This window comes from Varibaculum timonense (assembly GCF_027694345.1).
Lineage (GTDB): Bacteria > Actinomycetota > Actinomycetes > Actinomycetales > Actinomycetaceae > Varibaculum > Varibaculum timonense_A.
Genome location: NZ_JAQEVU010000002.1, coordinates 266,072 through 278,505, shown reverse-complemented (window position 1 = coordinate 278,505; position 12,434 = coordinate 266,072). Strand labels below are relative to the sequence as shown.

Here is a 12,434-nt window from a genome sequence, read left to right as displayed (position 1 = left end):
CAACCCCAAGAAAAACGGACACATCTCCTGAAACCACACACTGTCACCCCGACCATTTATTTTTACTGCCAGTACCGTTTTCAGAGTGGCTGGTTATGATAGAAACATGACTGAAATTTCTAAAATCATTAGCGGACGCTGGAGTCCGCGCGAATACGACCCGGATTTTGTTTTGAGCCAAGAGCAAATGAATCAGCTGTTAGAGGCAGCGCGTTGGGCGCCCTCGGCAATGAACACCCAGGAATGGTGGTTTGTGCCGGGAATTCGCGGCGACAAAAACTACGAAGTGTTACGCCGGGCAGTAGCCGGTTTTTCCGATTGGGCACTTGATGCTTCCGGGCTGATTCTAAATATCCATCGGGATTATCCCTCTCGTCACGGCCTGGATTTCGGTCCCTACGATTTGGGCAGCGCAGTACAAAATATGTTGCTCCAAGCTGAGGTCATGGGGCTGCATATGCGGCCTTTCGCCACTTTTGACCGGGAGCTAGTTAGCCGGCAGTTCCAGATTTCCGCTCCCTACACGGCGTTTACTATGTGCAGCGTAGGTAAAGAACCAGCTGGCCTGACTAAAGAGCGGGAACGCAAACCCTTAGAACAGTTACTGTGGGAAAACCACCAGGATTAAGCCTTTAGAGCGAGGCCTCGCACTCATCAAATACCGAGTTGTAGTCCCGTCCCGCACCAGATAGGGACTGCAAATAGCTGCGCGCAAGTTTAGCATTCAGTTCATCTGCGGTCATTTCATCGGCAGTTTTAAAGTCTTCTGAAAGCTCCATACATAGAGTATTACCACGATTTACTTGGCGTTGCCGTATTCACCGGGAACATCTTTTAGAAATAGTTACGGGTTGGTCGGGGATTATTATCCCCGCCCAACCCGTTTGGATTAAGCAGTATTATTTATCCAGGAATTTGAAGGATAAATACTGCTATTTGGCGTACCGCCACGCAACTAGACCTACGCCCGCCACGGTTACTAGCAGCGATAGCGCCGCCAAAGAACCGGCAACGCCACCAGTTACTGGCATTGGCTTAGCGGTTTGTTTTCCGCCAGTCTTAGATTTTGCGTTATCAGCAGGTGCTATCGGGCATCCTTTAGCATCTACTTTGACTCCAGCAGCCGTATTGGGACATTTATCCTTAGCATCAATAATGCCATCTTTATCGGAATCAGTCTGCGCAGGATTAGTTCCCGGCTTCATCGGCTTATCAGTACCTGGCTTCTCCGGATCTGGTTGTCCCGGATCGGGAGTACCCGGATCAGGGTTACCCGGATCTTTAGCAGTCACCGTAATTTTCATATCCAAAGTCAAAGTAGACTGGTCTGGGAAAGTCACGGTTACCTGCGGATGGTATTCACCGGCGGGCACTGCCTCGTCGGGATTCAATTTCCATCCGCCGGGATTATCGGCATCTTCACTAATCCAGGGGAATTTGGTTTTACTATCTGCCGTCAGCTGGAAAGTAGTGTTCGGTGGTAGTTTACCTGCCTTTGCCGTAGGGGAAGCTACCTTACCGCTTTCCCCGGCCATAACCGCTGCATCAGCGTAAGCCAAGTCCTGGTAGGTTTCGTTATCTTTCGGGGTTACGACCGGTTTTTCGGCAATCTTTAGGGTCAGCTCAGCGCTGACCGTTTCTTCAGTTCCCTTGTCACTGGTGTACTTCAAGGTAACCGGAACGGTTTGATCACTGGCAGCTTTCGGAGTGCCAGAGACTATACAAGCGTTCTGGTCTTGGTTCAAAGCTAGCGACAAGCCTTCCGGCAAGGTGCCAGTGCATTCCATCAAGTTCAAATTACCTAAGTTCTCGATTGGTAAAGAAACCTCGTTAATCGCGGTATCAGCGGTTCCGGTAACCGTAGCATTTTCCATCCGGGGGGGAACTGCGCAGCCTTTATTATCGGTAGTTGCGCCTTGCGGACTCTGGGGACATTCATCCTTGGCATCTGGATAACCGTCACCGTCACTGTCTTTATCCGCGATATCGATAGTTGCTTTAGCGGTAACCGAAACAATAGCGTTCTTGCCATCTGTGTAGCTTAGCTTAACGTCTACCTCGCTTTGTCCGGCTTTAGTAGGGGTACCACTAATCACGCAAGCATCATCATCAACCCCGAGTCCCACACTTAGACCAGCGCTTTTAGCTGCATCAACAAATTCGCAAGCCTTTAAGGCTAGTTTGCCCTCGTTAGTAATTGCCATCTTGGTGTTGGCGATTTGCGTTCCCACCTTACCAGTTACGGTTGCAGCTTTTAGGGTAGGCGGAACCGGGCAACCGTTAGTCTCATCAATTTTGACTCCCGCCGGAGTATTGGCGCACTGATCTTTAACAGCCCCAGTTTCGTCCCTGTCCGGAACTCCATCTTTATCGCTGTCTTGCAAAACCGTTATTTTACCAGCGTCGATAGTTTCAAAAGAGGGATTAGACTGCGCATGGTCGGGATAAATAACATCCAAACGCGGCGTGTACTCGGCTTTTCCATTAGTGAAAGCATGAGTAGTCTTAGTGGTATCAATAGTGATTTCGCCAGTGCTGGCATTAATGGGAGCCCAAAAATCTTTAAACCGTTTTACATAACTAAATGTCATGCCTGCGGGGTAAGTCTTGCCAGCGCGTTCCGTTACCTTGGTTTTCGTAGTTTTACCCTCTACGATAACTACGCTAGGAACATGGGAGCTATATCCGGCATATTTTGCACTGGGGGCGGCATAAGCCAAGCTAGCAGCCGGAATTAGCGCCAGAGCTAAAGTCAAACCGAACAGGGCGCTAACGCCCCGCAGGAAGCCCGCTCCTGACCGGCTAATAAAACTATTTCGGGTCATGTCAACCTTTCTGACTAAGAAAACTCATCATAGTTTTGCGTAAACAGTTACCGCCCCATACTAGCAAATAGCATCTGGGCGATGACACTGAGTATTAGTAATAACACCTAAACGCCAAACCCTAGCGTGCCGAAACCGAAGTCTCTTAGCCCCTAAAAGAGCTAGGTAGGAAAGCAATGGGTAAATGCCCAATGCAATTAGGGATAAAGAAAAAGCAGGTTTCCCGCTAGGATAAATCCCTGGCGGGAAACCTTTTGCTTGAACTAGAAGGCAAGATACTTCCTTGCCCCGATAACCAGCAATGCTCTAGGCAGCCTGGTCAAGTTGCAAACCCAAATACTGGGCAGCACGCGAACGTAAAGCCTCATCTGCTAAACCTGCAATCGCTTCACGAACCTGGCAATCCTGGTAAACATCTGCAAACCAAGGACTGATGGCATCAGATATCGAATTCACCAGCAGATTATTTGCTTGACGACCAGTGCCAATCTCAACAATGTTAATTTTTTCCATTTTTGATACTCCATTCACTTCTTCTTCTCACGGGGTTGGCACATTGTTCGCACCGGTAACCCCGGGGTTAAAAACCCTATATTTCAGTTATCTGGATAATGCCGAAACACTGCCCAGAAACCCAGCTTTTAACAAACTGCAAAAAGCTGGACAAGTCCTAAACCCTATTACCGGGACTATAGACCTGTCAAGACCTAGTATAGCTGACTGTAGAAAAAACTAAACGCTGGGGGTAGTAGCTTGACGATAATCAGCCTCTAACCCTACCGTGTGAATCCGCATAAAGTTAGTAGAACCGGGTACCCCGGGAGGCATCCCGCCAATGATTATTACTTTATCTCCCCGCTCTGCAAGATTCTGAGCCTGTAATACCTGGTCAACCTGCCATACCATATCATCAGTATGGGAAACATTAGGCACTCGATAAGTGTTAATTCCCCAAGAAACAGCTAACTGGTTACGGGTGGATTCTAGAGGAGTAAAAGCCAACATGGGAATAGGAGAACGCAAACGCGACATAGTACGTGCAGTTTTTCCGTATTGCGTAAAAGCAATCATGAACTTCAAATCCAACATTTCAGCTGCTCTAGCCGCCGAAACCGATAACACTCCAGCACGATCATGAGTATAGGTGCTAAGCGGTGCAATCCGGTCACCACCGTTTTCTTCTACATTACAAATCACGGAAGCCATCAAACGAACCGCCTCAATCGGGTAAGCCCCCACTGAAGTTTCCCCCGAAAGCATTACCGCATCTGCCCCATCAAGGATAGCGTTAGCGCAGTCAGACGCCTCAGCACGGGTAGGACGAGGATTGTGAATCATAGAGTCGAAAACCTGAGTGGCAACAATAACTGGCTTCGCGTAGCGGCGAGCCAGTTCAATCGCCCTTTTTTGAACCAGCGGTACTGCCTCGAGGGGCATTTCAACCCCCAAGTCACCGCGCGCAACCATAATGCCATCAAAAGCCTGAATAATTTCAACTAGATGTTCGACTGCTTGTGGTTTTTCAATCTTGGCGATAACCGGAATATGAATCCCCTCTTCGTCCATAATCCGCTTCACATCAGCAAAATCATCGGCGCTGCGCACAAAAGACAAGGCAATAATATCGGCTCCCTGTTTAAGAGCCCAGCGTAAATCATCTTCATCTTTAGGCGATAATGCCGGAACCGAAACCGCGACCCCTGGCAAGTTCAATCCCTTGTGGTCAGAAACCACCCCCGGTACTTCTACCTGGGTAATTACATCAGTCTCGGTTACTTCTTTAACCCGAACTTGCACATTTCCATCATCAATTAACAAGGTATCACCAGGGCTGCAATCGCCAGGTAAACCCTTGAAAGTGGTTCCCACTATTTCCTGGTCACCCGGAACATCACGAGTGGTAATCGTGAAAGTATCGCCCTTTTCTAAAGTTTGCGGACCAGCAGCGAAAGTCTCTAAACGAATCTTGGGACCTTGTAAATCAACCAAAACCGCGATGGCATTCCCGCTTTGCAACGCCATCTGTCGAATATTGGAAATAGTTTCTTCCGCTTCCTCTTGAGAACCATGAGATCGGTTAATCCGAGCCACGTTCATACCGGCCTCAGCCAGTTTTTTGATTTGAGACGGAGAATTCGTCGCCGGTCCTAAAGTACAAACAATCTTCGCTCTGCGCATACCTCTATCCTATCTAGTTCCTGCGTCCTTTCCACCTAGAGCAGATAAAAATCTCAGTTAGCCCCTTGCTACCGGGACAATCTGAGAGATATTTACAACCCTGCACTCTCCGCGTTTTCGGTTTTACCTGCCCCAGAAGAACCTTTACCCTCTTGCGAGGACGAGGGCTCTAAACAATCAAAACTCTTCCGATTGCACCAAATGATAAGGAGAATCCCCAAACCAAACACCAGTAGCGAAGTCCAGACGTTAAGGCGCAAACCTAAGAACTGATTCGCCTGATCAATACGCAAGTTTTCTACCCAAAAGCGCCCCATACTGTAGGCGCAAAGGTAGAACCCCATCATCATTCCCCCACGAGGGCGAAAACGTCTCTCTATCCAGATAAGTGCCGCTATAGCTGCCAGATTCCACAACATTTCATAGAGAAAAGTGGGGTGAAAAGTCGCGTATTGTTCAAAACCAAAAGGTCGATGCGATAAATCAATTTCTAACCCCCAGGGCAAAGTGGTGGGGCGACCAAAAAGCTCCTGGTTGAAATAGTTACCGAGACGACCAAAAACCTGACCCAACAAAATAGTTGGGGCAATCGCATCTGCCACCGGAGCAATCTTTAGACCTCGATAACGAAGCACCAGGCAAGCAGTGATACTCCCAGCCAATACGCCACCCCAAATCCCTAGACCTCCATGCCAAATCAAAGGAATCTCACTGGGGTTGCCGTGCGGACCAAAATAGTCCTGCCACTTGGTACATACATGATAGATACGTGCCCCAACAATCCCAATTGGAATAACCCACAGCGCCAAATCTACAATCAAATCCGGATTTCCACCCCGTGCCTGATAGCGCCGAGATGCCCAAAGACAAGCCAAAAAAATCCCCAACAAAATAGCCAATGCATAGGCACGGATAGGGAGGGGACCTAAATACCAAACTCCCTGGGAGGGGGACGGAATAAAAAACGGATTCATTCCAAAACTTTCTAGTCGCGCTGATAATCTTTGCTAACCCGTGATTTGCGAGAAATAGCCAAGGCCGGATGAGAACCGGCAGCGACCATTTCTGCCACCAAAGATTGCGGGTCATTCGACTTTACCAATGCCGAACCAATTAATACTGCATCTGCACCCTGCTGGGCATAATTAAACACGTCATGCGGCCTCGCCACCCCGGATTCTGCCACCGCAACCACCTGTTCGGGGATTACATCAACTATTTGGGCAAAATTCTCCATATTAAAATCAAGCGTTCTAAGGTCTTGCGCATTAACCCCAATTACCCGTGCTCCCGCGTCAAGGGCGCGGAAAGCCTCTAAACGCGAATGCACCTCGACAATAGCGGTAAGCCCCAAAGAATGAGCCCGCTCTACCAAAGAGGTGACTACCATTGGTTCTGCCGAAGTTTGCAGGATCAAAATTAGGTCAGCCCCTAACGCTCGAGCTTCATGCACCTGATAGGGAGTAAGCACAAAATCCTTATAGAGCACCGGGACTTCAACCGCCCTCCGTACCTGCACTAAATCCTCGATAGAGCCACAAAAAAAGTTCTTTTCAGTCGAAACCGAGATTACGGAGGCTCCCCCCGCCTGATAGGCACGCGCCAGAGCTGCCACATCGGGCAAGTCCCTAAGAAAACCCTCCCCTGGGGTAGCCCGTTTTATCTCTGCAATTACTGAAACTGCGCCCTCGGTACGTAACGCCCGCACCCCATCTTTGGGAGTAGGACGCTGAGCAGCCAGCTTTTTAATTTCGGTAAAACTGACCTCAGATTCACGTCGCGCAACCTCTTTGCGCACCCCCGCCAATAGGCGTTCAAGAGCGTTCATTAGAGCATCACCTCTAAGGTCATGGTACGTTTTTGCCTCCCGAAGCCAAAACCCTATCTAGTATCTGGGCGCTTGCCAATCCGTGCGGGCAAGCTCCCCCCGGATTCAAAACAGCTCCGCTTGCCGGTATGACAGGCAGCACCAACTTGTTCTACCTGCACTAGCAACGCATCGCCGTCACAATCAATCTGAACTCCTTTAACATACTGCGCGTGACCTGAGGTATCACCTTTGCGCCAATACTCACGGCGAGAACGCGACCAGAAAGTCACCCGACCGCTGCTGAGAGTGCGACTTAACGCCTCATCATCCATATAACCCACCATCAAAACCTGCCCATTTTGATGGTCTTGAATCACCGCACATATAAGCCCCGCCGCATCACGTTTCAAACGAGCAGCCAGCTGGGGATCTAAACCCTGCCCATTCATCGAACCTCGTACCCCGCTTCCCTTAACGCCGATTTAACCTGCGCTATGGTTAAATGACCGAAATGGAAAACACTGGCCGCCAACACCGCATCCGCCCCGGCGCGCGCCGCTTCGACAAAATGTTCCACCGTGCCCGCTCCCCCCGAAGCGATTAAAGGAACGGATACCCGCGAGCGCACCTGCCCCAACATTTCTAAATCAAATCCCGTCCTCACCCCATCAGCGTCCATTGAGTTCAGCAGGATTTCTCCGGCTCCACGGGAGGTGACTTCACTGCACCACTGCAAGGCATCGATGCCGGTAGAACGGGTTCCCCCATGAGTAGTAAGTTCAAATCCGCTAGCGGTTTCCACTCCGTCAGGGCAGCGCCGAGCATCAACGGAAATAACCAAGACTTGATTACCGAAACGCTTCGCAATTCTATCGACAATATTCGGGTCGGCAATCGCGGCGGTATTAACCCCTACTTTGTCGGCACCCGCACCCAGGAGCTGTTCCACATCTGCCACTGAACGCACTCCCCCGCCCACAGTCAGGGGTACAAAAACTTGCTCGGCGCAGCGCTGCACCGTCTGCACCATAGTTGCGCGTCCCTCTTTGGAAGCCGAAACATCTAGGAAAGTGATTTCGTCTGCGCCCTTGACAGTGTAATGCGCAGCGAGTTCCACCGGGTCACCAGCGTCACGCAAATTTTGAAAATTTACCCCTTTAACCACCCGAGAATGGTCTACATCCAGGCAGGGAATAACCCGAATCGCTACCGCCATTTTCCCTCCTTGCCAACTCTATGTTTTCAGTGTAAAAAACTCTTACCTCAGGCAGCAAAAAGCGTCTTATCTTGGACTTAAAGCGCAATAGACGGCGCAGAAAAGATATTAAACGCCGTCATTCCCCAGCTGCCAAAACATCCATCACAACCGCTAACGCACTATCTCCCGTGGCCTGATCGGCAGGAATAATCGCCAAAATCCGCGAATTTACGCGCAAATCGGTGAGCTGCTCGGCAAGCGACTGGTAAACGCTGTCCCCCAAGATTTCCTGTGGACCAGTCTTTCCCCAGGTGTAGACTCGATTCTTACCCGAATCCAGTTCCCACACCCCGTATTGGGCTATCACTTTTTTCTTTGGATTTAGCTGCTCGGCGTTACCGGGAACCAATACGTAAGTAGCAGCTTCTTTAGGACGAGTTTGTGCGGCTGCCTCAAATTTGGGTAGCCCTTGCGGGAAGCTAAAACTGACCCCCGCAGGCTGTGGAATTTTGATGTCGGTAGTGTAAACCGCGGTCGGCAAAATATCGATAACATCAATTTCCATTGCTGTTTTCCCGTTGCTATTACTAGCTGGACGGCGCAGAACTAAACGAGTTCCTTCTCGTTTGTCTACTACCTCCGATAAAAGTCCTCCCGGCAGAGTCTGGGCATTAGCTTTACCAGCATACAGATGCGGTTTCCCGTTCTTGCAAGCAAACTTGCCGGTATCGCCCTCAAAGACACTGACCATTACCCGCACGTCGCCACTTTGCTGCACAAGCGGACCGGTGCCAGTAATCACGGCGTGAGATTTCGGTAAAGTAAAAGGCAACTGTCCTTCCAGTTCAAGCACCGGTTGTTCTCCCAGATTTCCACTGATTTTCAACTCGGTAGATACCCCGGTCGTAGCCTCTAGGCGATATGCTTCCCACAGGTAAAACCCGGAAATTACCACTGCAGCTACCACAGCTATCGCCACTAAAGCTGACCACCATTTCAAAATATGTAAGGACGCGGAGGGCTTTTTTGCGGTTACCTCAGCTTTTCTAGAGGGAAAACGTCGATAGTTCACCTTAATTGGGGATAGGTGAGGACGTTTAGGCGGAGTCAGCGGGGTTGGTTGTGGAAGTGGGGAGCCAAAAACAGTTTCAGGGGTCTGGGAAGCTTTAGATTCGTCCTCGGAACGGTACGCAGAATCCTTAACCGGCGGTTGATTGTCCATATTCATTCCTGCAGCTCTCCCAGCAGCTTATCTAAAACTTCCCCCTCACTGGCAAAAGGATCGCCCAAGGTGACAGTAGGAAGTTTAGATTCGTTAATTCGTACGTGCAGCCAGTCTACAGAAACATCTTTGCGCTGTTTGGCTGCCGCCTGCAAAATCGTGCCCCGGATATTTGCCCTGGTAGTAGTCGGAGGACAGCTTTTGGCAGTCTCAATCTCTTTGAGTGGGATTAACTGACGCATCAAACCGGCAGTTTCTAAGACCGGCGATAAACCTTTAGAACCAATATCGTGATAGGCCAAATCCAGGCGGGAAATTACCGGAGAATTCATAGCTACTTGCAGGCGCTTAGCGTTTTGCACCAAAAGATTCTTCTTTATAACCCAATCAAGCTCGGTATTTACCGGGCTGAAGTCTTGGGTTTCAAAACATTTGAGCGCCCTCCCCCATAGTTCTAAAGGATCAAGACCCGCAACCGTTATCCGTTCACGGGTGGCTTCCAACTCCCCCGCATCACTTAAAGTATTCATTACTCGCTGATAGATGGAGTTTTGAATCTGAACTGCGTTGGAAGAACCCCCCTGTTTCAGCTGCAACACAGTCATCCCCGATAAATCAGCGTTAATATCGCGAATCGCGTTCATCGGGTCAGCCACCGCCAAATCGTTCAATGTCAATGAACAATCAAGCGCATCAAGTAAAGCTATAGTCATCCCCACTTTCAGGGCAGTGGTGGCTTGACAGATATTGGAGTCCCCAACGATTACGTGCATCCGGCGATACTGGTTCGAGTCCGCGAGCGGTTCATCTCTGGTGTTAATAATAGGGCGTGCCCTGGTGGTGGCAGCCGAAATCGGGTCATAGATTTGATTGCCGCGCTGTGAAAAATGATAGTCGCCATTTTCGTCTATCTGACCTGCTCCCACCAGTATTTGCCGGGTAATAAAAAAGGTAATTAGTCCATCGGCCATGCCCATAAAATCAGCGGAGCGATGCAAAAGATAGTTTTCATGACACCCACAGGAATTGCCCTGGGAGTCGAGATTGTTTTTGAAAAGATGAATGCGCCCATCGATTCCCTCGGTTTTGAGTTCTTGGTTTACTTGTGCCAGCAAATCCGCAAAAAGGGCCTGACCGGCGTTGTCCTGTGCCAATAGGTCGCGCAGATTGTCGCATTCGGCAGTGGCATATTCGGGGTGTGATCCTACATCCAGGTAGAGGCGACCTCCATTTCCTAAAAATACATTGGAGGAGCGGTGGCGATTAACTACCGGTTTGAAGAGGCGGCGGGCTGCCTGTTCCGCATCTAAAGGAGCGTGTCCTTTGGAGGCAGCGCAGGTAATACCGTACTCGGTTTCAATCCCGAAAATTCTTCGCAAGGTTACTGTCCGCCCTTTTGTACAAAGCCCTCTACGAAGGCTTGAGCATCGGTTTGTAGTACCGTATCTATCTGCTCTAAAAGGGCGTCAATAGCGGGTACGTTTATCTGTGCTTGAGCGTTTTGCGAATCTTGCTCGCTGTTTTCACCATTCCCGCCGGGGGCATTTATTTGTTCCTGAACCATTTTGTCCTCCTAATATGGGTTAAGCCTACGATTTTTCTGCGATTTTTTCCCATCACACCTTTTGACCGGCGGTTTTAACAAATGCCAGTGCATCGGCGCTACGCAAGGCCGCTATTTCCTCTTGAGTTACTTCTCGACCCGGGTCTCCTAAGGGAAAACGTAAAAGGTGTTCGCCCCCTAAATCTAGAAGCAGTGATTGCCAAGATCCTTTCTTTACCTGCGGAAGTTTCGCTACTGCCATACCACGCACCCAGGCTCTTCCTGCCTGGGGAGGCTCTAAAACCGCTTGCGATATTTCTTTGGCGCTAAACAGTTGCTCAACCATTCCGGCTGCGCAAAGCTGTTCAAATATTCCCGTCCGCAGCGCTGCCCACTGCAAATCTAATGCCTGGATTTTAGGGTTATCCCACCCGCACCCTAAACGTTCACGCATTCGGGAAAGCAACTGGTATTTTGCTACCCACTCTATTTGGCGAGCAGCTAGCTGGCGATCTGTTCCTAAGGATTTCAAGAGGGCGCGCCAGTTATTAAGGAGGGAAGCGGTGTCCTCATCAGCGCCGCCAGCTTGAACAACCATCGTATCGACCGTCTCTAAAATGGCGTTTTGAATCTCTAAAGCGGTGAGCTGGCCGGAAGCGGTCTGGATACGGTGGGTTAGCGTCAAATCATGAGATACCGCCCAAGTTTCTTCCACCGGGTCAGAAATGATTCTTAAGTTTTCTAGGGCGCCCATTTGGGCAGTACCGGCGTTTTCGATTAACCAAAGAAAAGCAGCGGTAGTACCTAAACGTATATAAGTCGAATAGTGGAAACGGTTCGCGTCCCCGCCAATAATATGCAGCCGCCGCCACCGGCTCGCATCAGCGTGCGGTTCGTCCCGGGTATTAACAATCGGACGGTTAAACGTGGTTTCTAAACCAATATCGTTTTCTACATAATCGGCGCGTTGAGAGATTTGAAACCCGGGGATTTGCGAACGCTGCCCGATACCAACCCTCCCTGCTCCGCAAATAACTGGACGGGTCACTAGGAACGGAATCAAATACTGCGCTAGTTTATGAAAATCGAGGTCACGGCGTACCAGATAGTTTTCGTGAGTGCCATAGGCTGCTCCTTTGCCATCAACATTGTTCTTAAAAAGCTGAATGTTTTCGCCATTTTGCTCTGCCAGCTCCATCGCGCGACGAGCAATCTCGTCCCCGGCCGCATCATAGAGCGCGCCTTGGCGAGGATTTAGGGTTTCGGGCGAGGAATATTCTGGGTGCGCGTGATCAACGTAGAGGCGCGCGCCATTAGTAAGTACACAGGCGCTTGGCTTAGGCATTGCGGCTTCTTGCTGACTTGGACGCGCTACTGCCCTAAGTTCGCGACCGGAAGGCGCCAGCTGCTCGGGATTATTGGTCAGTTGCGAAGGATCCGCTTCCCGGGGACTAATCGAAAAACCCCGCATATCTTGCAGGGGATTTTCTCCGTCGTAATCCCAGCTAACGGCTTCGCCTGGACGCGAATGGTCACGGTAGGCACAAACGATTTGGCTAGAAATCGCTACCGGATTAGCATAAATGTTCCCTGCCTGGATAATCCCAAACTCGGTTTCGGTTCCCATCGGGCGTTTAACAGCACTAACTATCATCCGA

The 12,434-nt window shown here is 50.0% G+C and carries 13 protein-coding genes; 1 reads left to right on the top strand and 12 read right to left on the bottom strand.

Annotated features, from left to right (window positions below; translation table 11 throughout):
- The first annotated feature begins 106 nt into the window (after positions 1 to 106).
- Positions 107 to 628, top strand: a complete 522-nt coding sequence (locus PG728_RS02810; protein ID WP_270625660.1) for a nitroreductase family protein — start codon at positions 107 to 109, stop codon at positions 626 to 628.
- 4 nt (positions 629 to 632) lie between these two features.
- On the opposite strand, the gene PG728_RS02805 is transcribed toward PG728_RS02810, so the two are convergent.
- The 12 genes from PG728_RS02805 to dop all read right to left on the bottom strand — a co-directional run bounded on the left by PG728_RS02805 (position 633) and on the right by dop (position 12,430).
- Positions 633 to 779: a hypothetical protein gene (locus tag PG728_RS02805; protein WP_270625658.1), complete on the bottom strand. Its 147-nt coding sequence runs from the start codon at positions 777 to 779 to the stop codon at positions 633 to 635.
- Between the two features lie 153 nt (positions 780 to 932).
- Complete coding sequence (locus PG728_RS02800) at positions 933 to 2,825, bottom strand: Rib/alpha-like domain-containing protein (protein WP_270625656.1); 1,893 nt, start codon at positions 2,823 to 2,825, stop codon at positions 933 to 935.
- Positions 2,826 to 3,131: 306 nt separating this feature from the next.
- Complete coding sequence (locus tag PG728_RS02795; protein ID WP_270625655.1) at positions 3,132 to 3,338, bottom strand: hypothetical protein; 207 nt, start codon at positions 3,336 to 3,338, stop codon at positions 3,132 to 3,134.
- Positions 3,339 to 3,557: 219 nt separating this feature from the next.
- The gene (pyk, locus tag PG728_RS02790; protein WP_270625653.1) at positions 3,558 to 5,003 is read right to left on the bottom strand and encodes a pyruvate kinase; all 1,446 of its coding nucleotides are present in this window, start codon (positions 5,001 to 5,003) and stop codon (positions 3,558 to 3,560) included.
- A gap of 92 nt (positions 5,004 to 5,095) precedes the next feature.
- Complete coding sequence (gene lgt / locus PG728_RS02785; RefSeq protein WP_270625651.1) at positions 5,096 to 5,977, bottom strand: prolipoprotein diacylglyceryl transferase; 882 nt, start codon at positions 5,975 to 5,977, stop codon at positions 5,096 to 5,098.
- Positions 5,978 to 5,988: 11 nt separating this feature from the next.
- Positions 5,989 to 6,831 carry an indole-3-glycerol phosphate synthase TrpC gene (locus PG728_RS02780; protein WP_270625649.1) on the bottom strand — a complete coding sequence of 281 codons (843 nt, stop codon included), beginning with the start codon at positions 6,829 to 6,831 and terminating at the stop codon, positions 5,989 to 5,991.
- 53 nt (positions 6,832 to 6,884) lie between these two features.
- On the bottom strand, positions 6,885 to 7,262 hold the full coding sequence (gene hisI / locus PG728_RS02775; protein WP_270625647.1) for a phosphoribosyl-AMP cyclohydrolase: 378 nt from the start codon (positions 7,260 to 7,262) through the stop codon (positions 6,885 to 6,887).
- Positions 7,259 to 8,029, bottom strand: a complete 771-nt coding sequence (hisF, locus tag PG728_RS02770) for an imidazole glycerol phosphate synthase subunit HisF (protein ID WP_270625644.1) — start codon at positions 8,027 to 8,029, stop codon at positions 7,259 to 7,261. Before hisF ends, hisI begins: the two co-directional genes overlap by 4 nt.
- A gap of 118 nt (positions 8,030 to 8,147) precedes the next feature.
- On the bottom strand, positions 8,148 to 9,233 hold the full coding sequence (locus PG728_RS02765; RefSeq protein ID WP_270625642.1) for a hypothetical protein: 1,086 nt from the start codon (positions 9,231 to 9,233) through the stop codon (positions 8,148 to 8,150).
- Between the two features lie 2 nt (positions 9,234 to 9,235).
- Positions 9,236 to 10,612 carry a Pup--protein ligase gene (gene pafA / locus PG728_RS02760; RefSeq protein ID WP_270625640.1) on the bottom strand — a complete coding sequence of 459 codons (1,377 nt, stop codon included), beginning with the start codon at positions 10,610 to 10,612 and terminating at the stop codon, positions 9,236 to 9,238.
- A gap of 2 nt (positions 10,613 to 10,614) precedes the next feature.
- Positions 10,615 to 10,797: a ubiquitin-like protein Pup gene (locus PG728_RS02755; RefSeq protein ID WP_270625638.1), complete on the bottom strand. Its 183-nt coding sequence runs from the start codon at positions 10,795 to 10,797 to the stop codon at positions 10,615 to 10,617.
- 52 nt (positions 10,798 to 10,849) lie between these two features.
- Positions 10,850 to 12,430: a depupylase/deamidase Dop gene (gene dop / locus PG728_RS02750; protein WP_270625636.1), complete on the bottom strand. Its 1,581-nt coding sequence runs from the start codon at positions 12,428 to 12,430 to the stop codon at positions 10,850 to 10,852.
- Between the last annotated feature and the right edge of the window lie 4 nt (positions 12,431 to 12,434).